The sequence below is a fragment of the Tianweitania populi genome, from assembly GCF_014652875.1.
Lineage (GTDB): Bacteria > Pseudomonadota > Alphaproteobacteria > Rhizobiales > Rhizobiaceae > Tianweitania > Tianweitania populi.
In genome coordinates, this window is record NZ_BMZQ01000002.1 from 179,983 (window position 1) to 204,101 (window position 24,119).

Sequence of the window (24,119 nt, forward strand, 5' to 3'; positions counted from 1 at the left end):
CGCAGCGTAAGCAAAGTGCGGCGCGCTCTATCCACCGCAGGGCCTTTCGCAGCATTGGACAGCGCTTACCCCGCGTGCTTTGCTTTTGAACAATGGAGGAGGACGCTTGCAGGGTTGGTCCGTTGTTCTTGCCGCACTTGCCTATGTGACGCTGCTGTTTCTGGTGGCAAGCCTGGGCGACCGACGACGCGTGGCCGCAAAAAGCGCCGGCGGACGGCCGCTGACCTACGCGTTCAGCTTGGCGATCTACTGCACGTCCTGGACCTTCTTCGGCTCGGTCGGCCTGGCATCCGAACGCACCCTTGAATTTCTCGCGATCTATATCGGTCCAGTGCTGGTGTTCGTGTTCGGCTATCCCCTGCTGCGCCGCATCATCAGAATCGCAAAGTCGGAAAAGATCACCTCGATCGCCGACTTCCTGGCCGCGCGTTATGGCAAGAGCTTTGCGGTGGCATCGCTTGCCACGCTGATCGCGACGCTGGGCACCATCCCTTACATCGCGCTGCAGCTGAAGGCGATTTCCGAAACCGTCAGCCTGATGGTGGAGCATTACAATACGCGGCCGCCGGATGTGCAGTTCTTTGTCGGCGACATTTCGCTGACCATCGCCATGCTGCTCGCGGTTTTTGCCGTGCTGTTCGGCACGCGCCATGCCGATGCGACGGAGCATCAGAACGGCTTGATCCTGGCGGTCGCGGTGGAATCCATCGTCAAGCTCGCCTCCTTTGTGGCGGTCGGCGTCGCCGTGACCTTCTTTCTCTTCGGCGGGGTCGGCCCCATCGTCGAAGCGATCGGCAACAATCAGCGCGTGCAGGAAGCCGTGGGCTACAACACCTCCCTGCCGACCTGGATCGTCACTACCCTCCTGTCGGCCTTCGCGATCGTCATGCTACCGCGCCAGTTCCACGTCACGGTGGTGGAAAACAGAACGGATGCGGAGTTGCGCACGGCAACGCGGGTGTTTCCGCTTTACCTCATCGCCATCAACATCTTCGTTCTGCCGATCGCCTTCGCCGGATTGACCTTCGTCGGCAGCTCCACAAGTGCCGATCTCTACGTGCTGGCGCTGCCGCTTATCGCCGGGCATGACGGTTTGGCCATGCTCGCCTTTATCGGCGGGTTGTCGGCGGCGACCGCGATGGTGATCGTGGCAAGCGTTGCCTTGTCGGTCATGATCTCGAACGACCTCATCATCCCGCTTTTCGTGCGCCGTCTCGTGCAGCCCGATCGCCGCGGGGTGGAAGACTGGTCGCGGCTGATCCTCAATGTCCGCCGCGCCTCGATCTTCATCGTCCTGCTTGCGGCCTTCTTTTATTATCGCGAAACCACCAACAATACGCGGCTGGCTTCGATCGGCCTGATCTCGTTTGCCGCCGTCGCACAGTTCGCGCCGTCTTTCCTCGGCGGCTTGATCTGGCGCCGCGCCAATGGACGCGGTGCCGTTCTGGGCATGCTCACCGGGATCATCTTCTGGGCCTACACGCTGCTGCTGCCCTCGCTGGCGCCGGCCGATACTGCCATCCTGACGCGCGGCCTGTTCGGCATGGAAGCGCTGCGGCCGCAATCGCTGTTCGGCACGGTCGGTGAGCCGCTGAACCACGGCGTGTTGTGGAGCCTCGCCATCAACACGCTGTTCTTCGTGCTGGGCTCGCTGTCGCGCTCGGCCATGCCGCTGGAGCGCATCCAAGCGGCGATCTTCGTGCCGCGCGACATCAATCCGATGCCGAGCCTGCGCCGCTTCCGCACGACGGTGACGGTGGACGAGCTCAAGGACACGATCGCCCGGTATCTCGGCGTAGAGCGCACCGAGCGCTCATTCCAAAGTTTTGCGACCGCCGGCAACGAGCCCCTTCCCGGCGGAAACGAACCGGCCAGCATGACGGTCGTGCGTTTTTCCGAGCAGTTGCTGGCCAGTGCGGTTGGTTCGTCATCCTCGCGCCTCATCCTGTCCTTGCTGTTCCAGCGCAACGATCGCAGCCAGAAAGATGCGCTGCGGCTGCTGGATGATGCGTCCGAAGCGTTGCAGCACAATCGGGATCTGCTTCAAACCGCGCTCGACCAGATGGATCAGGGCATCACCGTGTTCGACACGGATCTGCGGCTGACCAACTGGAACCGGCAGTTCCGTTCGCTGTTCGACCTGCCGGATTCACTCGGACAGGTCGGCGTTTCTCTGCATCACATCCTGCGCCATCTGGCGGACCGCGGCGATATTCCCGCCGATCTCGAACTCACCGCGCTAAATCGGCTGAGCAGCTTCGGCACGCCTTGGCGCATCGAGCTCAAGACGTCCGGCCGCATCATCGAGCTGCGCTCGAACCCGATGCCGGACGGCGGCACGGTCGCGACCTATTCCGACGTGACGGCAGCAGTCGCCGCCGATCTCGCCTTGAAGCGCGTCAACGAAACACTGGAACAGCGCGTTGCCAGCCGCACGGCCGAGCTAACGCGCGTGAACCAGGAACTGGCGCTGGCGCAGGAGGTGGCCGAGGAAGCCAATCTCTCCAAGACGCGCTTCCTGGCCGGCGCGGGGCACGACATCCTGCAGCCGCTGAATGCCGCGCGGCTGTATTGCTCGTCCCTGATCGAGCGGGCGGAAGAAAACGACCTTCGCCAAGCCGCCACCAACATCGAGTCGTCACTGGAATCCGTGGAAACCATCCTCGGCGCGGTGCTCGACATTTCCCGGCTCGATGCCGGCGCGCAGAAACCGAACGAAACCACGTTCCGGCTTGATGCGCTGTTGAAGCAGATCCAGACCGACTTTTCGCCCATGGCGGCCGAGAAGCGACTGCAACTGCGCATCCTGCCTTCGACGCTTGCCGTTCACACCGACCGCAACATGCTGCGCCGGGTGATCCAGAACCTCGTCTCCAACGCGATCAAATATACCCGCTCAGGCCGCATCCTCATCGGTGTGCGCCGACGCGGCAAACTGCTGGAAATCCAAGTGCTGGATTCCGGAATCGGCATTGCCAGCAACGATCTCAACAGCGTCTTCCAGGAGTTCCTGCGTCTCGACGAGGGCGCGCGGGAAGCGCAAGGGCTTGGGCTCGGCCTGTCGATCGTGGACCGCATTGCGCGCGTGTTGCGCCTCGAAATCCAGATCGAGTCGCATAAGGGGCGCGGTACGCGGTTTTCGGTGATCCTCCCTCGTGCCGAGCCGCCGTCGCTTGCAGCCGACCAGGCTGCCTTGTCCGCGCCTGTTCCAGGTGCGGCCGACGTCTCCGGGCTGAAGATCCTGTGCATCGACAACGATCCGCAGATCCTCGACGCGATGAAGCGGCTGCTGGAAGGCTGGGGTTGCGACGTGAGCATTGCCCTAAATTCGCAAGACGCGCTGGCATTCGAGGTGGTGCCCGACATGATGCTGGTGGATTACCACCTCGACAACGAGACCGGTCTCGACGCAGTGACGGCCATGCGCGCCAGGCACAAGCTGTTCATTCCAGCCGTGCTGGTGACGGCCGATCGCGGCGCGGAAGCGCGATCTGGCGCAACCGCGCTCGACATGACGGTGATCAACAAGCCGGTGAAGCCGGCGGTTCTGCGCATGACGCTCGGTCGCCTCAAGCGGATGGAAGAAGCGGCCGAGTGATCAGCTGGCGCTGGGATCGCTGCCCAGCTTCGACAGGAGAATTACTGCCTGCGTGCGGCTGTCGACGCCGAGTTTCTGCAGAACCGCTGATACGTGAGCCTTCACCGTCGCTTCCGAGACGTCGAGTTCGAAGGCGATCTGCTTGTTGAGCAAGCCCGACGCCAGCATGGTCAAAACGCGCGTTTGCTGGGGCGTCAGGCTTTGCAGCCGGCGAATGAGCTGCGAGACTTCGGCGTCGCCTTCCGTGCCGAGGTCCAGATGGGCGGGCGTGGCGACGCCACCTTCCAGCACCTGACGAACCGCACTGCGGATCTCCTCCATGCTGGCTGACTTCGAGATGAAGCCGGACGCGCCGAGTTCCAGCGCGCGACGCACCGTTTGCGCGGCATCATGGGCGGATACCACGATCACAGGCGTCGCGGGAAAGGCCGCTCGCATTGCAACCAGACCCGACAAGCCGCTAGCGCCAGGCATCGACAGATCGAGCAACAGAAGATCGATGTCGTCCTCGGCGGCCACGATGACTTGCGCGGCCTCGAAGTCGCCGGCTTCCAGTATTCGGATGTCTTCTCCAAGTCCCACCAGCGCATGTCGCAAGGCGCCGCGAAACAATGGATGATCGTCAGCGATGACGAATTTCAGGCTGGATTCCAAAAGCAGCCGGTCTCCCAAGCGAAGCGTGTCGATCCATGCCTATTATGCGGGCAAGTGCAGCCCAAGGCAAAGACCTAATCGCGGGTAACCGATTGAAGCGCTTGATGCTATAGTCTGTCAGGCGCCTTGAAGTCGCAGGCTCACTGAGAAACTGCCATTGGCGCGATGACGTCGTGGCTGAGATCATCCTTGGGCCGTTCCGTCGGAAGCTGACGGCCGGTCGCGGTGTAGTAAACCGTTTCCGCGATATTGGTCGCATGATCGCCGATGCGCTCGATATTCTTGGCGCAGAACAGGAGATGCGTGCAGGGCGCGATGTTGCGCGGATCTTCCATCATATAGGTCAGCAATTCGCGGAACATCGACGTATACATCTGGTCGATCTGGTCGTCGCGATCGCGCAAGGAGGCAATGCGGTCTACCGAGCGGCTGGCGAAGATGTCCAGCACTTCCTTGAGCTGAGCAAGAGCCAGCGCCGACAGCGCTTCCATGCCGCGAAACACACGCAACGGCTGGCGTGCTTCACTGACTGCCACCACGCGCTTGGCGATGTTCTTGCCGAGATCGCCGATGCGCTCGAGATCGCTGGAAATGCGGATCGCGCCAATGATTTCGCGCAGATCATGCGCCAGCGGCTGCCGGCGGGCGATGATGACGATGGCTTTTTCGTCAATCTCGCGCTGGGCGTCATCCAGCATCTTGTCGTCGTGAATGATGCGCTGCGCCAAGGCTGCATCGGAGCTCACCAGCGCCTGCACGGCGCGCTCCACCATGCGCTCGGCATGGCCACCCATGGCGCCAATGCGCGCCGAAAGGAACTTCAGTTCCTCATCATAGGCGCGAACGATATGCTGCTGAGCGACCATTGCGGTTCTTGTCCGATGCAGATGGGAGTCGGATGATTCCCATTCAGATACCTGTTTTGCGTGACAAAACGACGAATATCAGGAGCAATCCAGTCTTATTTTCCGGCTTTAGCTGCCTGATCGGGGAAGAAAACCGTGAATTCGGTGCCTTCTCCAATCTTGGAGCGGATCAACAGACGCGCATTGTGACGGGTCACGATGTGCTTGACGATGGCCAAGCCCAGACCCGTCCCCTTCTGGTTGCGGCTGGCTTCGGCATCGATCCGGTAGAAGCGTTCGGTGATGCGCGGGATATGTTCGGCCGGAATACCCGGCCCATGATCGCGCACCGAAGCGGCGATGCCGGAATGCCCGCCTTCCGTGGTCCGATGAAGGCTGACATCCACGCGCTCGCCGGAGCGGCCATATTTACAGGCGTTTTCCAGAAGGTTCTCGAACACCTGAAACAGTTCGTCACGGTCGCCCAGAACCTTGGCTTCGCCCTCTTCCAGATCAGTCTCGATCGTCAAGCCGGCTTCCCTCGCACGCGGGCTGATGGTGGCGATGACCGCTTCAAGGATCGGGCGCAGGTCGGCCGTTTCGCCGGGCTTGAGCATCGGCTTCATTTCCACGCGCGATAGCGACAGGAGGTCGTCGATCAGGCGGGCCATGCGACCGGTTTGGTCCTGCATGATGCCGAGGAAGCGGTCGCGTGCGGCGGCATCGTTGCGGGCCGGGCCGCGCAGCGTTTCTATGAAGCCGGAAATGGAAGCGAGCGGCGTGCGCAATTCATGGCTGGCATTGGCGATGAAGTCGGCGCGCATCCGGTCGATGCGCCGCGCTTCGCTGTGATCGCGGAAGATGAGGGCGAACAGGCCGCGCGTTGCATCAAGCCGTGCGACGCTGACGCGATACACCCGCTCTACCGGGAAGCGCTCGGCATAATCCACCGGTTCGCTTCCATCGCTGCCGTTCAGCGCATGTTCGACAAGGCTTTGCAGTTCGGGGGCGCGAAACCGCAGTTGCAGCATCGTGCCGGGCGTCACCGGATCAAAGGCGGAAAGCGCTGCCGGATTGGCATGGATCACCACGCCGTTGCGGTCGAACACGATCAGCGGATCTGCCACGGCGCGGGCCAGATCGAGCTGCGAAAAGCTCGGCGCCGCCTGGACATCCTGGCTCAACCACGGGCCACTGTCGGGCAAGGCAATGCGCTTGGCGGCTCGGCCGGAGGTTACCAGCGCGACGAGAATCAGAGCGAGAGCAAAGCCAAGGCTCGGCCAAAGAAGCGTAGGCTGAAGCGCGCACAGCACCGCAATGGCGACCAAGGCGACAACAAGGATCGCCAGCGCCGACACGTGCGGACTTCGGTCCCGCCGCCTTTCAAGCCCTTCGGCCGCCACGATGCACCCTCCCTTTCCCGCTCCTGCAAGCGGCCCTGTTTCCAAATCCGGCTCAGGAACTATCTCCATGCATCAGATACCATGACAGGCTGATTGCAGGAGAACGGGATGAGCGAAAAAATAGCGCCGGCAAATTTCCCTGACACGGCGGCAGTGACGCTCGAGATCGATGGAACGACCCACCTGTTCGACATCGACGAGCCCGATCTGCCGGACTGGATCAAGGACAAGGAACTGAGCGCCGGCGGCTTTCCCTACGACAAGGGCATGAAGAAGGACCCGTTCGAAGCGCAGTTCGACAAGCTTCAGGTCGAACTTGTGCGGCTGCAGGATTGGCTGCTGAAGACGGGCAAACGGGTGATGATCGTGTTCGAAGGCCGCGATGCCGCAGGCAAAGGCGGCACGATCGGGGCCTTTCGCGCCAACCTCAATCCACGCACTGCTCGCAATGTGGCCCTACCCAAGCCGACGGAAACCGAGCGCGGCCAATGGTATTTCCAGCGCTACATCCAGCAGTTTCCCAGCCATGGCGAGTTCGTGACCTTCGACCGGTCCTGGTACAACCGGGCCGGTGTCGAGCGCGTGATGGGGTTCTGCACGGAAGAAGAGCACCAGCGCTTCCTGCATGAAGCGCCCTTGCTTGAGCAGATGATCGTCAATGACGGCATCCACTTCTTCAAGATCTGGCTGGATATCGGGCGCGAAACGCAGCTCAAGCGCTTTCACGACCGGCGCCACAGCATCCTGAAAAGCTGGAAATTCTCGCCGATCGATATTGCGGGCCTGAGCCGCTGGGATGCTTATACCCGCGCGCGCAATGAGATGTTCGAGGCGACGCACACAAAGCACGCGCCGTGGCTGGTGGTGCGGTCAAACGATAAGCGCCGCGCTCGTATCGAAGCGATCCGGCACGTCCTGCTGGCGATCCCCTATGCCGGCCGCGACCGCGACGCGATCGGCGAGCCGGACAAGAAGATCGTCGGCGAAGGGCCGAAGCTACTGACGCCTTGAGATCAGGGCGTCGAGCAACGTCAGTTTAGGCTTAGCGCGGCGTTGCGCTCGGTAGAACAGCCGGCGCGATCTGCGTTTGGGACGGCGTCGTTGATGACGTTCCGGCCTGTGGGCCCGGCGCCGCCGTGCTTGCAGTCGTAGCGCCTTCGGGCATCTGATCGGTGCCAATCGGCTGCGGCAAAATCGAACCATCCGCTGCAGCAACCCGCCAGACCGTGTTGCCGGCGTCATCGGCAACCAGGAGTGCGCCCGTACCGTCAATGCCGACACCCACCGGACGCCCTTGCGCCTCGTCTCCTTGCAGGAAGCCGGTCACGAAATCCTGCGCCTTGCCGACCGGCTTGCCGTTTTCGAATGGCACGTAAACGACCTTGTAGCCGTTGAAAGCCGTGCGGTTCCAGCTGCCATGTTCGCCGATAAACGCACCATTGGCGAAGGCGGCCGGCAGCGCCGAGTTCATGGAGAAGGTCATGCCCAGGGCCGCGACGTGACTGGACAGGGCGTAATCGGCGGGGATTGCCTTTTCCACCATATCCGGCCGTTGCGGATGCACGCGCTGATCGACATGGCCGCCATAATAGCTCCATGGCCAACCGTAGAACGCGCCGTCCTGCACCGATGTCATGTAATCGGGAACGAGGTTTGGCCCGAGTTCATCGCGCTCGTTCACGACGGCCCAAAGCCGGCCATCCTGCGGATTGAAGCTCAGCCCGTTCGGGTTGCGTAAGCCGGACGCATAAACGCGCGCAGCACCGGTTTGCCGATCCACCTGCCAGATGGCTGCTCGCCCTTTTTCCGCTTCCAGCCCGTTTTCCACGATGTTGGAGTTGGAGCCGACGGAGGCATAAAGCATGCGGCCATCCGGGCTCAGCGCGAGATCCTTTGTCCAATGGTGGTCGATCGGCCCACCGGGAAGCGCCGTCACCAGCTTGGGCTGCGCGGTGATGGCGGTTTGGCCGAGTTCATAGGGGTAGGCCAGGATCGCATCAGTTGCGGCCACGTAAAGCGTGTTGTCGATCCACGCCACACCGAAGGGCGAGTTCAGGCCTTTCAGGAGGTCGCTGCGTTCATCCACCGTGCCGTCGCGATTGGTGTCTCGCAGCAGCGTGATGAGGTTGCTTTCCTTCTTCTGACCGCCACCGCCGCCATGCGCGATCGACATGATCCAGCCTCGGATCATGTCCTTGGGTCGCGAGAGGGGCTCGACGCCGGGACCTTGCGACTGGATCACCAGAACGTCGCCATTGGGCAGCGTATGAACGGTGCGAGGGTTCGCGAGATCCTTGGCATAGGCTGTGATCGTCAGCCCTTCGGGCACGGTCGGCATTTTGTTGTTTTGCCAGCCGATCACCTCGGCGACCTTCAGATCGGGCACCAGCTGGGAGCTTGGTTCCGGCAGAACCGGGTTCGGCCCGATCTGTTGAGAGACATCAAAGTTGGCGCTTTCATCGGAGCAGCCAGCCACTCCGAGAAGAGCCGCAGTGCTGCCAGCAAGAACGGAAGCGCGGAGGAAGGATGAGCGGTTACGCATAGTGGTTCACTCCCACGCTTCGACGCGACACGACCGATCGGTTGAGCCAGGCAGCCAGAAGCATCACCACGAAAGTCACGGCAGACAGTGCGAGGCCGTAAGGCACAACGGCGGTCCAGCCATCGCCGGCATGCACGAAGCTGTTGGCGACGGCCAAGAGGAGCACCACCACATAGGCGATGATCGCCGCCCAACTCGGCCGGAACAGGCGCGTCTTTCGCCGTGCCAGCATCTCGACGACACCAACGACAATTGCCAGGCCGCCGAAAACCAGCCCGGCAAACAGCAGCCAGGCGGAGAAGTTCTGCCACAAGATGTTGGCGGAGCGCCAAAAGGCGATGTCGGTCAACAATGTGAGCGTGAAGCACACCGCCGGAAACTGCGCGAGCATCCCGTAAAGCGGGCGGGAAGGAATAGGCACCGTAGCCGGTACCGAATACGTCGTGTCCATCGCTCACCTTTCGTGTTCCAGACCCATGTCTGGCAATCTTACTCCCAGCTGGCGCGCCTTGTTCCCAGACCGGAAAGATTTCTCGCGTTTTGCCGCCGCCGCTGCGTGCGGCAGAGGTGCCGACAGAGGGCTTGCGTCTAAACGGTTCGGCTCGCCGGTTTCACCCACCGGCTCTTGCTGATGCGATGGGGCGTCTTTTCCCAATGGAAGGGTTTGGCATAAAGATGCCAGGCCGCGCGCCAAGCGGCATAGGAGATCATCATCCAGTAAACGGGCGTCGCGAGCACCGTCTTCCACAGGCTCTTGCGCTCGCGCTTCACCAGCGTGGCCGCGCCAAGCACGAGGAAAGCTGCATAGCCGCAGCTTATGTTGATCACATCGACGGCAAACAAAGCGGAATGCGGCGTCATCGTATCCGCACGAAGCATTTCGAACAGGATGGCAGCGATGGTGACGATCATGAGCGGATGCGCTAGGGCCGAGATCACCATGCCGGCAAACAGCACCTGAACGATCAGGAAGGAGGCCGTGCCGATCTCGCGGCGCAGTTGCCGGGGATTGCGCATATGGACCAGCCAGGTTTGCAGCCAGCCCTTGAACCAGCGCGTCCGCTGCGGCACCCAGTCGCCTAGCCGGTGCGGCGCTTCCTCGAAGGTTGGATAGGTGATCGTGCCGCAGCGATAACCGAAGCGCGCCAGCCGCAAACCGAGATCGGCGTCTTCCGTGACGTTGAACGGGTCCCAGCTGCCGACCGCTTCCAGCGCCCTGCGGCGAAAATGGTTGGACGTTCCGCCAAGCGGCAGCACTACGCCCTTAGCCGCCAGCCAGGGCAGCATTCCGCGAAACAGCGCGGCATATTCGAAGGCGAACAGCCGCTGGATCATGCCTTCGCCGGCATTGGTGATGACCAGCGGCGCCTGCAGGCAGGCGAGATCCGGAGGCGCATCGCGAAAGGTCTGCCACGCTTCTAGCAGCTGCAGCGGATGCGGCTTGTCCTCGGCATCATAGATCGCCACGAGTTCGCCGGATGTCAGCGGCAGTGCGTAAGTCAGCGCTTTCGGCTTGGTGCGCGGCCCCTGAGCGGGCACTTCGATGATCTCCACCCAAGGCCGCAAAGGTTGCGCGCGGAGTGCGGCAAGCGTTTCCGTATCATCAGCCTCGCAAACCAGCTTGATCTCCAGCTTGGCGCGCGGCCAGACAATCCGGCCCAACGATGTCAGCAGTTCCGGCACAACGGCGGCTTCGCGATAGAGCGCGATCATGACGGAATAAACAGGCAGATCAGCCGGCGCAACGGGCGGCAGCTTGGCGAGGTAAGGCGGCTCGGCCCGGCGCGCGGCCAGCATGCGCAAGGCAACGCAGCCCAGGAAGAACAGCGAGAAAAGGAGATGCAAAGCGAGCATCGCTGAGCTTGGCCATAGGGCGAAGCCAAGCGGCAGGGAGACCAGCGTCGCGCCGATCGCAAAGCCTTGCCCTACCGTCGCAACGACGTTGGCTGAGCAGTCAGGAACGTTGCTTGCCAGGGTTTCGCAGGCGCGGGCGCTCAAGCGCGGTTCGGAACAGGTGATCAGCGCCTTTCGCAGCATCGACGGCGCCACAACCGCCATGCGCCCTGCGCGTTCAGGATGGTCACCCAGCATCCGCCGCAAGCCGCGGAGATCAAGCAAGCCTGCTCCGACCAACTGTGTGGGCGGACGGTCGGGCTCGACATAAAGGATCGGCCGCGCGTGCCTCGAAGCGAAAGGCGAACCCAGAAGCGTGAGCGCGTCGCCTTCCCGGACGATCAGCCGTGCCGGATCGACAGCGGGCAGAAAGGCCAGTCGCAAATCCATAGCGACGGCGCGATAAAGCCGGTCTTCCGCACACAGGCCAGCCGCCAGAAGCTCGACATGGAACGGCGTCTTGTTGGCGCGCGCACGGGTGGCGACCGGCACGAGGCGATCCGCCTGGATGCCGAGGCGCTGCAACACCGGCAGCCAGTCGCAAGCCTCTTCGAACGGTTCAACCGGCGAGGCGCCACGGCGAACCAGCGCTTGCGGCTGCCGGTGCGGGCTGTTGTCGTTCAGTTCCGGCTCGAAGACTTTCTCGACGGCGCTCATGCGAGCACGCACGCATGGAAAAGATCGCTGTCCGGCAATTTCCAGCAAGAGCCAAGACTATCCTGCGCTACCGAGAGCATCCTGATGCCAAGATGCTTGTTCGCGCTCGATCGTATGGCAATCCCCGCTCGATGAGCCATGAACGCAACTTTCCCACAACGCCGCACAACTTACAATCCCCACCCCGATTGTAGTTGATCCCAGCGGATGCGCAATCACCCGCTGCGATGAAGACGCTGCTTTGTTGTGGCCAAAACTATCGGCGCTCGCCGCTTTCCTTCGCCCAGATATCGGAGGCGATGCCGATCACGGCCTCGAGCGCCGAAGCCAGCGCTCCGCGCTCCCGGTCGCTCATGCGCTCGATGACTTCGACAAGGCTGCGGATCGGATCGCGCTCCAAAAGAAGGTAGCCCTTCTCGGCCACTTCCAGATGCTCGGCGCGCCCGGCTGGCTGATGCGCTGCCTTGCGCACCAGTTCCTTCTGGATCAGCGTGCGCACGGTACGGCTCACCGGTCCATTGGCGAGGCCCTGAAACCGCGCGAGGCTGCTGGCCGTGCGGGCGCCATCCGGCGATTTTGCGAAATAGCGCAGCGCCGTCCATTGCGCGGGGTAAAGGCCCTCAGCATAGCCGATCGAATGAAGCGACCGTCCTGCCAATTCCAGACGCTCGGCCAGAGCCGGTGCGGAAATCGTCTTCTTTGCTGCCACGGCGCACCTCAAGCAACCAGGAATGCTGGGGATCGTGCCCGTGGCGGATACTGCTGCGATCCGTATGGGTCACTCGACAGCGATCCAGTGAGCAGCACATGCAAATCTGTCGAAAAAGGGACGCCGGCTAGGCTCCAGCCAAAGCCTGCTGACGTTCGCAGCCATTCGTGCCTTCAAAAGCGGCACGGGAACCTTTGCACAGCCCAGTCCTTTTCGTCGACGTTCCGCTTGAGCGGGGCGGCCCAGTGAAGCCAAGTCCTAGCAAAGGAGGCTCCTATGCAAGCCGTTCTCGAAGCAGCCGCCGATCCGCGGCAAGGCCGTGTCGTCATTCTTGCGGCAGGCTCCGGCTTCCGCAGCCAGCATGAGCGTGACACCCGCCACTGGATTGCCGACCAAGTCGCCGCGCTGAAAGGCTACGCCTTTCGGCCCGCCGATCCCGTTCCCGATGGCGCCAGCACCTATCTCCTGCCCAGCGATGCCTTGGCCTTGTCGGAAGCAATCGTGCTCGGCCTGAAGAGCGAGCATGATTTTCTCGGCGGCATCGTTCCTCATCCCTTCGTTGCCACGAAAGCGATCGTCCATCCGCTGATCTCGCGCGACGCGGCCCAGCCTGAAGGCTGGTCGCACGATTTTCCTGAAGCCGTACGCGATGTCGTGCTCAAGGGTTTCACCGTGTTTTCGCGCGATGACGCGATCGAAGCCGCCCGGCGCATGCTGGAAAGCAGCGCGATCCGCTTGAAGGCGGTCGAGGAAACCGGCGGACGTGGCCAGATCGCCGTGCAAAGCGAGGATGATCTGGATGCCGCCCTCGCCCATTTCGATCCGGGTGTCATCGCGCGCGCAGGCCTGGTGATCGAAGAAAACCTCCTCGACGTCATCACCTTCAGCGTCGGTCAGGTGCGTTTCGGCGACATGGTCGCGTCGTATCATGGCACGCAGACGCTGACCCGCAACCATGACGGCAATACGGCTTATGGCGGCTCCGCCCTTGCCGTCACGCGCGGCGGGTTCGATGCCTTGCTGGCAAACGCACCAACGCCGGAAGTCGCACTCGCCGTTGAACAGGCCATGCGCTTCGATGCTGCCGCCGACCGCTGCTTCCCGCAAAGCATCATCTCGCGCCGCAACTACGATGTCGCGCGGGGCAGCGCGGCCGACGGTACGGTCCGGGCCGGCGTGCTGGAACAAAGCTGGCGCATGGGCGGCGCGACGCCGGCTGAAATCCTCGCCATCAAGACGCTGATCGCCGAACCGACCCGGCATACGGTCCATGCCGTGTGCGTCGAGACCTATCGCCAGGACGTGCAGATTCCGCCCAATGCAGCTGTCACCTTCAATGGCGACGATCCGGATATCGGACATATCAAGAAGTATGTTTATATCGATCCGTGCTGAGGAAACGGATGGAACGAAACCCAAGATGGCGCGGCAGTGACTGCGCCGTTTTTCGAGGACTGACATAATCAATGCGCAGCCACGTCATACAAATCAATGTTGGCGACGAGCCCGTTGCCGGCACGCTTGCTTCCCCCGAAACCACCCTGCCCGGCGTCCTCTTCATCCATGGATGGGGTGGCAGCCAGGAGCAGGATATGAGCTGCTCCAAGGAAATCGCCGAACTCGGCTGCATGTGCCTGACCTTTGATCTGCGCGGTCACGCCGCCAGCAAGGCCAAGCAGCGCTCGGTGACGCGCGACGACAATTTCCGCGATGTGCTGGCCGCCTATGACGTTCTCGCTGATCAGCCTTCGGTCGACAAGTCCGCCATCGCCGTGGTCGGCAGCAGCTATGGCGGCTACATGGCAGCCCTTCTGACGCGGGAACGGCCGATCCGCTGGCTCGCCATGCGCGTTCCCGCACTCTACCGCGACGAAGAATGGTCCACTGCCAAGGCTTCGCTCGAGCGCAAGGACCTCATGAAGTATCGCAACATGGCGCTTCCGCCGGAAGACAATCGTGCCTTGTCAGCCTGCGCGGCCTTTCAGGGCGATGCGCTCATCGTGGAGTCCGAACAGGACGACTTCGTGCCGCACCAGACCATCACCAACTATATCAGCGCCTTCCGCGCCGCCAATTCCGTGACTTACCGCGTGCTGAAAGGCGCAGATCACGGGCTGTCGGACCCGACCTGCCATCGCGCCTATGACAAGCTTCTCCTGAAATGGATAACCGAAATGGTTCACGCCGCACGTTGATTGTGACTGGTTGTGGATCTTGGCCTCAGCATTGCACTTTCGTGACAAAAACAACGACGAAGCGCTTGCCTTTCATGCCGCAAGTGGCTAGTTACCGCCCCACGACGACGGAGCGATCCTTCGTCGCCCAGGCAGCTTTGCCTGATGCGCGCCCGTAGCTCAGCTGGATAGAGCACCAGACTACGAATCTGGGGGTCAGGAGTTCGAATCTCTTCGGGCGCGCCACTTCTTTCCGTAAAATCGTTGATCTGCATGGCCGAGGCGCTTGGTTGAAGCCCCCAGCTCTTTGCGCGCCGTTGCTTCGATCAAAGCAAGCATCCAGAGCGTCACGATGACGATCGTGCTTCGCTTAAGCGTCTTGCCTCGCCTTCGCTAAAGCTCCCGCCGCCAAATCCTTCTGTGTCGGTTCTGTGACGAAATTGGAAAGCAGGCTGAAACGCCTGTTACGTGGACGACATGCTGAGGCTTTAGAGCCCCGGACCGAGTGAGGCGCCGTTCTAGACGGAGCCCGCGACGACTTCGGAGACGGCCTTGAAAATCATCCAGATCACCGACACGCATTTCAGCCCCAAGAAGCGTCACTTCAACGGCAACTGGGCGCCGCTGCTGAACTGGATCGAAAGCCAGGATGCCGATTTGATCGTGCATACCGGCGATCTGACCGTCGACGGTGCCGACAACGAGGCGGACATCGCCTTTTCCATGGAGCTGATGCGTCAGCTTCCGGTGCCGATGCTGATCGTGCCGGGAAACCACGATGTCGGCCATTATCCGGACATGCACCAGCCAGCAAACGCCGAGCGGCTTCAGCGCTGGCGCGGGTTGGTGGGCGGCGACCGCTTCGTGGAAGACACCCGGGATTGGCGTCTGGTCGGCATCAACGCGCTTCTGCTCGGGCATGACAATGACGAGGAAGCCATGCAGTTCGAGTGGCTGCAGAAGGTCCTCGAAGAGCGCGGCGGACGTCGCGTTGCCCTGTTCTCGCACAAGCCGCTGTTCGTGGATGCCCCTGATGAAGGCGAGACCGGCTACTGGGGCTTTCGCCCGGCACCGCGGCAACGCGTCTTCGACCTGATCTCAGCGCATGACGTGGCCTTGGTCGGCAGCGGTCACACCCATTGGGCCTGGCAGGGCCAGTACAAGAACACGGCGCTGACCTGGGCGCCGTCCGCCGCCTTCGTGATCGACAAGCTCGAGCGCGAAATGCTTGGCGAGCGCCGCGTTGGCGCTGCCGTGCATGAATTGAACGGCGATGTTCGCAGCGAAATCGTCACCGTGCCGGGCATGGTGGCGCATGTAATCGATGATGTCGTGCATGAAGTCTATCCGTGGGACGCCCCGCCGGAGGTGGCGGCATGAGCGCGCTTTCCCTTCGCAACATCGAAAAATCCTTCGGCGGCAACGCCATCCTGAAAGGTGTCAGCCTGGATGCGGAACCCGGCGAGTTCATCGCGCTGGTTGGCCCGTCCGGCTGCGGCAAGAGCACGCTTTTGCGCATTCTGGCCGGCCTCGAAACCGCCGACAGCGGGACGATCACGGTTGGCGACCAGGACCTCACAAAGCTGCAGGCCGCGGCGCGCAATGTCGCGATGGTGTTCCAGTCCTACGCACTTTATCCGCATCTGACGGCTGCGCAGAACATCGCGGTTCCCCTGGTCATGCGCCGTTTGACACGCGCACAGCGACTGCCTCTTCTTGGACCGCTGATGCCCGGCCAGCGCCAGGCAATTGCCGATATCAAACGCGACGTGCGCGACATGGCCGTCTCGCTCAAAATCGACCATCTGCTCGACCGCAAACCCGGCCAGATGTCGGGTGGACAGCGGCAGCGCGTGGCGCTCGGGCGCGCCATGGTGCGGCGTCCGGCGGTGTTCTTGATGGACGAGCCGCTGTCCAATCTCGACGCGAATTTGCGCGTTCATGCGCGCGGCGAGATCGTTGAGATGCACCGCCGCGCTGGCGTTCCAACGGTTTACGTGACGCATGACCAGGCGGAAGCGCTGTCGATGGCGGATCGGGTGGCGGTGATGATCGGCGGCTCGTTGCTGCAGCTGGCGGCACCGGCGGTGATCTATGACGATCCGCAGCATGTCGAGGTCGCGAAGTTCGTTGGGCAGCCGCGGATTAACCTGATTTCGCAACAGGTTGCGGCTGATGGGACGGTAGGGCTCGGGGAAGCGCGGTGCGGTCTTTCGCGCATCGATGTGGCGGTTGGATCGGAGGTCACGCTTGGCATCCGGCCGGAATTCGTCAGCGTTTCGCGCGAAGGCCGTGGTTTGCCGGCGCTGGTGGAGCGGGTGGAGTTTTTGGGCTCCGAAATCATTGTTTACAGCCGTCTGGAACAGTCCGGCGACACGATGATCGCCAAGCTCACGCCGGCAGAAGGTGCTGGATTATCAACGGGTAAGCGGATCCATCTGGCGGCTGCGCCGGAGCGGTTGTTCGTGTTTGCGGAAGACGGCAGGCGGTTGCGCTCGACGTCGCTGATCGACAGCGATGTCAGGGAACTGGCCTATGGCTGAGATCGTCGCGACGCCATCGCAAGGGCAGACTTTCGGGAAAGTCTCGGCGCGATCCAGCGCCGCCAGGCATGAAGCGCGAACGGCCTGGCTGCTCGCCGCACCTGCAATCCTACTGACATTTTTCTTCATCGTCCTTCCGGTTTTCGCCGTCATCACGCTTGGTTTTACCGATTTTGAGCTTGGATATTCCGGTTTTCAGTTCGTGGGCGCCGAAAATTACCTCGAACTTTTCGGCGATCGGACGTTCCGGCAGTCGCTCTGGAACACCTTCGTCTATGCCGCGATCGTGGCGCCGGTTTCAATCTTTTTGGCGCTCGGTCTGGCCATGCTGATCGAGGCGGAAGGGATCGGGCGATCCTTCTTCCGAACGGCCTACTTTCTTCCCGTGGCGTCGCTGCTGGTCGCGATGGCGACGGTCTGGCAATACCTGTTCCATCCAAGCATCGGGCCGATCAATGCGATGCTGGCACTTGTCGGCATTCAGGGCCCGAACTGGCTCGGTGCATCCAGCACCGTTCTTTACAGTCTGGCGATCATCGGCATCTGGCAGACGGTCGGCTTCAACCTCGTTCTGTTTCTTGCCGGCCTCACCGCCATTCCGCGCGATCTTTATGCGGCGGCGGAAGTGGATGGCGCGCGGTCCGCTTGGGACCGGTTCCGGCTGGTGACCTGGCCGATGCTCGGACCCACCACTTTGTTCGTCACGACGATCAGCGTCATCAATGCCGTTAAGGTGTTCGAGACGGTGAAGACGCTGACGGAAGGCGGGCCGAACAAGGCGTCTGAGGTTCTGCTTTTCACCATCTACCAGGAAGGCTTCGTCTATCTGCGGGTGGGCTATGCCTCCGCCATGACCGTGGTTTTCTTGGCTATTCTGATCGTCCTGATGATCGTGCAATACCGCATCCAGGACCAGCAGGTGCATTACACATGACCTCCAACGGTTTCACCCCGGCTCGGGTCGCACGGCTTGCCGTGTTGAGCTTCGGCGCGCTGGTTTTCCTCGCTCCTTATATCTTCATGATCTCGACGGCCGGAAAGGCGCAGAGCGACATCTTCACGTCCTCGCTTTCGCTCATCCCGCAGCAGTGGTTCTTTTTCGAGAACTTCGCCAAGGCGTGGTCGCGCGTTTCCATGACGACTTTGCTGTTCAACGGCGTGCTGGTCTGCCTGTTGATCCTCGTATTCCAGGTGGTGGTCGCAATCCCTTGCGCCTACGCCATGGCCAAGCTGAAGTTCAGGGCGGCGCGCGCCATGATGGTGCTGGTGATGCTCGGCCTCCTTGTGCCGATCCATGCGACCGCCCTGCCGCTCTATGTTGCTTTCGACCGGGTTGGCGCGCTGAACAGCTATGTCGCGTTGGTGGCGCCTTTCACGATCTCGGTGTTCGGCATCTTCCTGTTTCTGCAGTTCTTCCGCTCGATGCCGGATGACCTGATCCATGCGGCGCGGTTGGATGGCATGAGCGAGATCGGCATCATCGCCCGGGTCATCGTGCCCAATGCCTGGCCGGCGATCACCGCCTTCGCGATCTTCTCGGTGGTTGCGCATTGGAACGATCTGTATTGGCCGCTGATCGTGGTGTCCAACCAGGCTTACGCCACGCCGCCGCTCGGCCTGCTTTACTTCCGCGCGGCAGAAGCCGGCGACGACTACGGCGCGCTGATGGCCGCCACCCTCATCATCACCTTCCCCCTCGTCGCTGCCTTTCTGCTCGCACAGAAGCGCTTCGTCGAGGGCATCACCATGACCGGTCTCAAAGGCTGATCCGGTTTCTCATCCTCCAAGGAGCACTCGCCTCATGAAGCACTTCACCAAGCTGCTCGCGACCGCCGCTGTCGCGATCACTACTGCCTTCCCGGCTTTCGCCGACACCACGCTGACCGTGCATTACCCGATGCCCGGCTTCTTCAAGGACGTGATGGACACGATCTCGAAGAAGTTCATGGAAGAAAATCCGGATATCAAGATCCAGTTCGCCAACCCTTCCGCGACCTATGAGGAAGGCATCCAGACGATCATGCGCCAGGTCGGCACGTCCGAAATGCCGGACCTGACCTTTATCGGCCTCAACCGTCTTCGCATGGCCGACGAGCGCGGCATTCCCGTGGATATGGGAACGCTGATCGCCAAGGATCAGAACATGGCGGAACAGGGCTTCTCGGATAACATCCTCAAGCTCGCTCAGGTCGACGGCAAGCAGGTCGGCCTCGCTTTCGCGACCTCCAACCCGATCATGTATTACAATGCCGACCTCGTTAAGCAGGCTGGTGGCAACCCGGACACTCCGCCCAAGACCTGGGACGAGGTGATCGCGCTCGGTGCCAAGATCAAGGCGCTCGGCAACGGCGTCGACTCCATCGACTTCCGCTGGCAGGGTGACGACTGGATGTTCTCCGCGCTGCTGTTCGGCGCCGGCGGCACGATGCTGAACGAAGACGAGACCGAAGTCGCCTTCAACGGACCCGCTGGCCAGAAGGCCATGGAAGTGGTCGACCGCCTGGTAAAGGAAGCCGGCATGCCGGTGTTCACCAAGCCGGCCGGCGAGCAGGCTTTCGTCGCCGGCAAGGTCGGCATCGCCTTCCAGACCACGGGCGCGCTGCGCAACACGATCAAGAATGTCGGTGACAAGTTCGACCTGCGCACGGCCGAAATCCCGCTGATCGACGCCGAGAACGGCAAGCTGCCGACCGGTGGTAATGCCGTGGTGATCCTGACCAAGGACGAAGCCAAGCAGGATGCGGCCTGGAAGTTCGCCAAGTTCGCTGCCGGTCCTTACGGCGCGTCGGTCGTGGTTCCCGGCACCGGCTATGTCCCAAACAACGAGCTGGCCGCCAAGTCTCCTGAATATCTCGGCGACTTCTATGAGAAGAACCCGCTGTTCCAGGCCGGCTTGAAGCAGATGCCGCGCATGATCCCCTGGTATGCCTTCCCGGGCGCCAACGGTGTTCGCGTCACGCAGACGATCGTCGACAACACCTCGCGTGTGGTGGATCAGTCCGCAACGCCGCAGGAAGCGCTCGATGACGCTGCCAGTGAAGTGAAGCGCCTGCTGCCGCGCAAGTAACAGCGCAAAGCTTTGAAAGCCGCCCTGTGCAGTCTCACAGGGCGGCTTTCGTGTGTTTGCCCATCAGATCGTGCGAACGGTGCCGCCGGTGCGCAGGCTGAACGGGATTTCGAGGTGACGCGGCGCGGCGTCGTTTTCCGCGATATCGAGCAGAAGCGAAGCCGCAGCCGCGCCCATGCTGACATCCGGCATCTCGATCGTGGTCAGCACGGGATTGATCATGCGGCCGATGGCGATGCCGTCGAAGCCGGCCACCGACAGATCGCCTGGGACCGTCAGGCCTTCGCGCCGCAGCGCGCCGATGACACCCAGCGCCAGGAGATCGTTGGAAGCGATGATCGCGGTGGGCTCGGCTATGCGCAGGGCTTCGCCGAGATCGAGCCCATCATAATCGCCGAACCCGACCTCGAGCGCTTTCAGGGGTGCAAGCCCGGCCTGGGCCATCATGGCGAGATAGCCGTCATAGCGCCGGCGCGCGCGATCGGAGGCCGCAAAGCTGCCGGACACGAACAAGATGGCGCGGTGGCCGTGCTCGATCAAATGGCGGGTGATGGCAAAGCCGGCCGCATGATTGTCCGCCGTGACCGCTGCCGGAAAGCGTTCGGTCGGGCGATTGTTCATGAGAACGACATGCGGCATGTCACCGGCGATCGGCAGCTCCGCGCTTGGATCGCAGAGCGTCAGGATGAGGCCGGTGGGGCGCTCCGACAGAAGCGTGGCGATGGCATCGGCTTCCTGTGCCGGATCGTAGTTCGACAGCGCGATGAGCACGCGGTGGCCGGCAACCAGCATGCGGTTCTGGATGACCGACACCGAGGTTGCGAAGACCGGATTGGTGATGCTGGGGATGAGCACGCCGACCACGGCGCGGCGGCGCGAGTTTGCACCGGAAGTGCTTGCTGGCACGCGATAGCCGAGTTCCGCCGCAGCCTTGGTGACACGGCGAACCATGCTTTCGCTGACCGCACCGCTCCTGGTCAAAGCGCGGCTGGCAGTGGCCAGTGAACAACCAGCGCGGGCGGCAACGTCGGCAAGTGTGGCCATGAACCTACCAGCTCAAGAAGGACGGTGGCCTTCTTTTAGCACAGGAAGCAAGACTGCAAGCTGACATCGGCGCTGAAACGCTCAAGCCCAAGTCGAAAGGCCTTGCCCTCCACAAGGGTTTGCTCGTTCATTGCCGCCCTTTCGCAGCCGCGCTCTGACGGATGCGGAATGCAAGCTTTTGGCAGAACGCTGCCAGACGGCAGCGTTAGCCACGTGTCACCCCGCCATCAAAGCCGCTTCCGGCAGATCGCGCTCGTCTTCGACGATGAATTCCGGATGCTTGGCGGTGATGGCATCCACAATCGCCAGCGTGCCCGACAGATGCTGGCGCATCGCCTTTTCGGCCGCGCCACCGGCGTTGCGGCTGCGGATGGCATCCACGATGGCGCGGTGATCGCTGAGCACGGCCTGCATCTTGCCGGGCATGGGTAGGTTGAGGCGGCGCAGGCGGTCGAGATGGGTGGACTGCGCCCGCATCACCCGCCACAGGCCGGCATTGCCGCTTTGATCATACAGAACGCGGTGGAAATCGCGGTCGAGCGCGTCGAACCGGTCATAGGTCGCGGGGTTGGCGACGTGTTCCTGTTGCCGGAGGATCTCGGCCAGGGCATCGGCAGTTTCGTCCGGTGTCTCCGAAGCTACGCGGCGGGCCATTTCCAGCTCGATGGACAAGCGCAGGAACTGCGCCTGCCGGGCATGGGCGACATCGATGCGCGACACCAGGGTCGCGTGCTGCGGGAAGATATCGACCAGGCCTTCTTCCTGCAGACGCAAAAGCGCATCGCGAACCGGGGTCTGGCTGACGCCGAACTCCTCCTGCAGCGAAAGCCGCGACAGCACAGTTCCCGGCGTCAGGATCACCGACAGGATCCGCTCTTTCAGGATCTCGTGCACCTGCACCGCCACCTGCCGAGAGCGGTCGAGGCTGATCGTCGATTTCCGCATCGTGTTCAGAATCTCCTGCGTCGCCATCACCCTAGCAGAGGATGCAGGGTTGATGCACTGATGTTTTAGTGTATCTTTAGCGGACCTGCAGCGAGGCAGGACGGCGTCCGCCGCCGTTAACGGGAGGATCATCCATGAAAACGCTGTTTAACGGCCTGGCCGCACTCGCCCTGATCGTGGGTGGTGCTACGAGCGCCACGGCCCAGGAAAAGACCGACATCTCCATCACGCGCCAGCCCGGGATTCTTTACCTCGCCAGCCACCTGATGGAGACGCAGAAGCTAATCGAGAAGCACGCTGCGGAAGACGGCGTCAAAGACGTCACGGTGGAATGGCGCACCTTTTCGGGCGGCGGCGCCCAGACCGATGCACTGCTGGCTGGCGGCGTCGATATCGTCAACACCGGCACCGGCAACCTCTTGCTGCTGTGGGATCGCACCCGCGGCAAGGTGAAGGGCATCATCACGAGCTCGGCTCAGCCGGTGATCATGGTGTCCAACGATCCGCGCATCAAATCGCTCGATGATATCGGCCCGCAGGACAAGATCGCGGTGCCGACGGTCGGCGTGTCGACGCAGGCAATCCTGCTGCAAATGGAGGCGGCGAAGAAGTATGGCGACGATCAGGTCAAGAAGTTCGACCCGAATACCGTGCAGCTTGGCCATCCCGATGCGGTGGCAGCCATCGCCAATGCCAATCATGAAGTGAAGAACCACTTTTCCGCCCCGCCCTTCCAGTACACCGAGCTGAAGCAGCAGGGGGTGCATAAGGTCACGGATTCGCGCGAAATCCTCGGCACCGCGCTGACGCAGGCGACCTTCTTCACGACCACCGACTTTGCCGAAAAGAACCCGGTGATCATCAAGGCGGTTCGCGAAGCCACGAAGGAAGCGATCGAGAAGATCAAGGCCGATCCGAAAACCGCGCTTGAAGCCTATAAGTCGGTGTCGGGCGACAAGACCTCCATCGAGGACCTGATGGCCATGATGCAGGAACCGCACATGATGGACGAGTTCCGCACCGACCCTCAGGGCACGATGGCCTTTGCGACCCATCTCCACAAGATCGGCACGCTGAAGACCATGCCATCGGCCTGGACCGATTATTACCTGCCGGAATCGGCCGACCTCGACGGCAACTGAGCCCCGGGCTTCAAGCCTCACACGGAGCCGGCGCTCGACGCCGGCCCGTTCTTACCGTGAATGCAGTTCCGAGAGGTCGAACCCATGCTTCAAGCCGTCGCGTCTCCGGCCGGCCCCGCGCCTGTTGCGGGCACCACTGCGCCGCCGCTGCTCAGCGTCCGCAACGTCACGCTGCGCTACAAGACGCCGAACCTGCTGATCACCGCCACCGAGAATGTCAGCTTCGACGTGCGCCAGTCCGACCGCTTTGTGCTGCTCGGTCCGTCCGGTTGCGGAAAGTCCACGCTGTTGAAGGCGGTGGGCGGTTACATGAAGCCGGTGGCCGGTGAGATCCACATCAACGGCCGGCAGGTCACCAAGCCCGGACCTGACCGAATGATGGTGTTTCAGGAGTTCGACCAGCTGATGCCCTGGAAGACGGTGCTGGAAAACGTGATGTTTCCGCTCACCGTCGCACGCAAGTTGCCGGCCAAGGAAGCTGAAGACCTCGCGCGCTCCTATATCGACAAGGTCAAGCTGACGCGCGCTGTCGACAGCTATCCGCATACGCTGTCCGGCGGCATGAAGCAGCGCGTGGCGATCGCGCGCGGCATGGCGATGCAGCCCGACATTCTCCTGATGGACGAACCGTTCGCCGCACTCGATGCGCTGACGCGCCGCCAGATGCAGGACGAACTGCTGCAGCTTTGGGAAGACACGAAGTTCACCGTGATCTTCGTCACCCATTCCATTGCCGAGGCAATCAAGATCTCCAACCGCATCCTGCTTCTGTCGCCGCATCCGGGGAGGGTGAAGGCCGGGGTGGTGGATGTCGATCAGGCAAACGTGGAAGACGGCAGCGCCGGCGCGCTGGAGCGCGAAATTCACGACCTTCTTTTCTCTGAACCCGGTCACAGGGAGTAA

The 24,119-nt window shown here is 62.1% G+C and carries 20 protein-coding genes and 1 tRNA gene; 12 read left to right on the plus strand and 9 right to left on the minus strand.

The window, feature by feature from the left end:
• The first annotated feature begins 106 nt into the window (after positions 1–106).
• A complete protein-coding gene (locus IE166_RS10180; protein WP_189503513.1) occupies positions 107–3,598 on the plus strand; it encodes a PAS domain-containing hybrid sensor histidine kinase/response regulator in 3,492 nt (1,163 codons plus the stop codon).
• Here the strand turns inward: IE166_RS10180 and IE166_RS10185 are convergent, their stop codons facing one another.
• The 3 genes from IE166_RS10185 to IE166_RS10195 all read right to left on the minus strand — a co-directional run bounded on the left by IE166_RS10185 (position 3,599) and on the right by IE166_RS10195 (position 6,500).
• Entirely contained in the window at positions 3,599–4,252 is a 654-nt protein-coding gene (locus tag IE166_RS10185; protein ID WP_189505819.1) for a response regulator, read from the minus strand.
• 140 nt (positions 4,253–4,392) lie between these two features.
• Positions 4,393–5,118, minus strand: a complete 726-nt coding sequence (phoU, locus tag IE166_RS10190) for a phosphate signaling complex protein PhoU (protein ID WP_189503515.1) — start codon at positions 5,116–5,118, stop codon at positions 4,393–4,395.
• Positions 5,119–5,213: 95 nt separating this feature from the next.
• A complete protein-coding gene (locus IE166_RS10195) occupies positions 5,214–6,500 on the minus strand; it encodes an ATP-binding protein (RefSeq protein ID WP_385966031.1) in 1,287 nt (428 codons plus the stop codon).
• A 108-nt stretch (positions 6,501–6,608) separates the two neighbouring features.
• On the opposite strand from IE166_RS10195, the gene ppk2 reads away from it, so the two are divergent.
• A complete protein-coding gene (ppk2, locus tag IE166_RS10200; RefSeq protein ID WP_189503519.1) occupies positions 6,609–7,511 on the plus strand; it encodes a polyphosphate kinase 2 in 903 nt (300 codons plus the stop codon).
• Positions 7,512–7,542: 31 nt separating this feature from the next.
• Here the strand turns inward: ppk2 and IE166_RS10205 are convergent, their stop codons facing one another.
• The 4 genes from IE166_RS10205 to IE166_RS10220 form a co-directional block, all read right to left on the minus strand.
• Positions 7,543–9,042 (minus strand): PQQ-dependent sugar dehydrogenase, encoded by a 1,500-nt coding sequence (locus IE166_RS10205; protein WP_189503521.1) that lies wholly within the window; start codon positions 9,040–9,042, stop codon positions 7,543–7,545.
• Positions 9,035–9,493: a DUF2231 domain-containing protein gene (locus IE166_RS10210; protein ID WP_189503523.1), complete on the minus strand. Its 459-nt coding sequence runs from the start codon at positions 9,491–9,493 to the stop codon at positions 9,035–9,037. Before IE166_RS10210 ends, IE166_RS10205 begins: the two co-directional genes overlap by 8 nt.
• A gap of 137 nt (positions 9,494–9,630) precedes the next feature.
• A complete protein-coding gene (locus IE166_RS10215; protein WP_189503525.1) occupies positions 9,631–11,592 on the minus strand; it encodes a glycosyltransferase family 2 protein in 1,962 nt (653 codons plus the stop codon).
• Positions 11,593–11,848: 256 nt separating this feature from the next.
• Entirely contained in the window at positions 11,849–12,301 is a 453-nt protein-coding gene (locus IE166_RS10220; RefSeq protein ID WP_189503527.1) for a MarR family transcriptional regulator, read from the minus strand.
• Between the two features lie 276 nt (positions 12,302–12,577).
• On the opposite strand from IE166_RS10220, the gene IE166_RS10225 reads away from it, so the two are divergent.
• The 8 genes from IE166_RS10225 to IE166_RS10260 all read left to right on the plus strand — a co-directional run bounded on the left by IE166_RS10225 (position 12,578) and on the right by IE166_RS10260 (position 20,085).
• Positions 12,578–13,696, plus strand: a complete 1,119-nt coding sequence (locus IE166_RS10225) for a DUF3182 family protein (RefSeq protein ID WP_189503529.1) — start codon at positions 12,578–12,580, stop codon at positions 13,694–13,696.
• Positions 13,697–13,767: 71 nt separating this feature from the next.
• Positions 13,768–14,496: an alpha/beta hydrolase family protein gene (locus IE166_RS10230; RefSeq protein ID WP_189503531.1), complete on the plus strand. Its 729-nt coding sequence runs from the start codon at positions 13,768–13,770 to the stop codon at positions 14,494–14,496.
• Between the two features lie 148 nt (positions 14,497–14,644).
• Positions 14,645–14,721, plus strand: a tRNA-Arg gene (locus tag IE166_RS10235).
• Positions 14,722–15,027: 306 nt separating this feature from the next.
• Positions 15,028–15,855 (plus strand): metallophosphoesterase family protein, encoded by an 828-nt coding sequence (locus tag IE166_RS10240; protein ID WP_189503533.1) that lies wholly within the window; start codon positions 15,028–15,030, stop codon positions 15,853–15,855.
• Positions 15,852–17,018 carry an ABC transporter ATP-binding protein gene (locus tag IE166_RS10245; RefSeq protein WP_189503535.1) on the plus strand — a complete coding sequence of 389 codons (1,167 nt, stop codon included), beginning with the start codon at positions 15,852–15,854 and terminating at the stop codon, positions 17,016–17,018. The genes IE166_RS10240 and IE166_RS10245 overlap by 4 nt, the downstream gene beginning before the upstream one ends.
• Complete coding sequence (locus IE166_RS10250; protein ID WP_189503536.1) at positions 17,011–17,952, plus strand: carbohydrate ABC transporter permease; 942 nt, start codon at positions 17,011–17,013, stop codon at positions 17,950–17,952. The genes IE166_RS10245 and IE166_RS10250 overlap by 8 nt, the downstream gene beginning before the upstream one ends.
• Positions 17,949–18,785 carry a carbohydrate ABC transporter permease gene (locus IE166_RS10255; protein WP_189503538.1) on the plus strand — a complete coding sequence of 279 codons (837 nt, stop codon included), beginning with the start codon at positions 17,949–17,951 and terminating at the stop codon, positions 18,783–18,785. The genes IE166_RS10250 and IE166_RS10255 overlap by 4 nt, the downstream gene beginning before the upstream one ends.
• Before the next feature lie 34 nt (positions 18,786–18,819).
• Positions 18,820–20,085 carry an ABC transporter substrate-binding protein gene (locus IE166_RS10260; RefSeq protein WP_189503540.1) on the plus strand — a complete coding sequence of 422 codons (1,266 nt, stop codon included), beginning with the start codon at positions 18,820–18,822 and terminating at the stop codon, positions 20,083–20,085.
• Between the two features lie 63 nt (positions 20,086–20,148).
• Here IE166_RS10260 and IE166_RS10265 read toward each other — a convergent pair whose 3' ends face one another.
• A complete protein-coding gene (locus IE166_RS10265; RefSeq protein WP_189503542.1) occupies positions 20,149–21,129 on the minus strand; it encodes a LacI family DNA-binding transcriptional regulator in 981 nt (326 codons plus the stop codon).
• Positions 21,130–21,345: 216 nt separating this feature from the next.
• Positions 21,346–22,074, minus strand: a complete 729-nt coding sequence (locus tag IE166_RS10270) for a GntR family transcriptional regulator (protein ID WP_189503544.1) — start codon at positions 22,072–22,074, stop codon at positions 21,346–21,348.
• Positions 22,075–22,208: 134 nt separating this feature from the next.
• On the opposite strand from IE166_RS10270, the gene IE166_RS10275 reads away from it, so the two are divergent.
• Together IE166_RS10275 and IE166_RS10280 are read left to right on the plus strand one after the other, a co-directional pair.
• Entirely contained in the window at positions 22,209–23,216 is a 1,008-nt protein-coding gene (locus IE166_RS10275; protein WP_189503546.1) for an ABC transporter substrate-binding protein, read from the plus strand.
• Between the two features lie 84 nt (positions 23,217–23,300).
• Positions 23,301–24,119 carry an ABC transporter ATP-binding protein gene (locus tag IE166_RS10280; protein WP_189503548.1) on the plus strand — a complete coding sequence of 273 codons (819 nt, stop codon included), beginning with the start codon at positions 23,301–23,303 and terminating at the stop codon, positions 24,117–24,119.

Coding starts and splice junctions, on each gene's coding strand:
- phoU (WP_189503515.1), bottom strand. CDS start 5,118: ATGGTCGCTCAGCAGCATATCGTTCGCGCCTATGATGAGGAACTGAAG.
- ppk2 (WP_189503519.1), top strand. CDS start 6,609: ATGAGCGAAAAAATAGCGCCGGCAAATTTCCCTGACACGGCGGCAGTG.
- IE166_RS10205 (WP_189503521.1), bottom strand. CDS start 9,042: ATGCGTAACCGCTCATCCTTCCTCCGCGCTTCCGTTCTTGCTGGCAGC.
- IE166_RS10210 (WP_189503523.1), bottom strand. CDS start 9,493: ATGGACACGACGTATTCGGTACCGGCTACGGTGCCTATTCCTTCCCGC.
- IE166_RS10215 (WP_189503525.1), bottom strand. CDS start 11,592: ATGAGCGCCGTCGAGAAAGTCTTCGAGCCGGAACTGAACGACAACAGC.
- IE166_RS10225 (WP_189503529.1), top strand. CDS start 12,578: ATGCAAGCCGTTCTCGAAGCAGCCGCCGATCCGCGGCAAGGCCGTGTC.
- IE166_RS10230 (WP_189503531.1), top strand. CDS start 13,768: ATGCGCAGCCACGTCATACAAATCAATGTTGGCGACGAGCCCGTTGCC.
- IE166_RS10245 (WP_189503535.1), top strand. CDS start 15,852: ATGAGCGCGCTTTCCCTTCGCAACATCGAAAAATCCTTCGGCGGCAAC.
- IE166_RS10250 (WP_189503536.1), top strand. CDS start 17,011: ATGGCTGAGATCGTCGCGACGCCATCGCAAGGGCAGACTTTCGGGAAA.
- IE166_RS10255 (WP_189503538.1), top strand. CDS start 17,949: ATGACCTCCAACGGTTTCACCCCGGCTCGGGTCGCACGGCTTGCCGTG.
- IE166_RS10260 (WP_189503540.1), top strand. CDS start 18,820: ATGAAGCACTTCACCAAGCTGCTCGCGACCGCCGCTGTCGCGATCACT.
- IE166_RS10265 (WP_189503542.1), bottom strand. CDS start 21,129: ATGGCCACACTTGCCGACGTTGCCGCCCGCGCTGGTTGTTCACTGGCC.
- IE166_RS10270 (WP_189503544.1), bottom strand. CDS start 22,074: ATGCGGAAATCGACGATCAGCCTCGACCGCTCTCGGCAGGTGGCGGTG.
- IE166_RS10275 (WP_189503546.1), top strand. CDS start 22,209: ATGAAAACGCTGTTTAACGGCCTGGCCGCACTCGCCCTGATCGTGGGT.
- IE166_RS10280 (WP_189503548.1), top strand. CDS start 23,301: ATGCTTCAAGCCGTCGCGTCTCCGGCCGGCCCCGCGCCTGTTGCGGGC.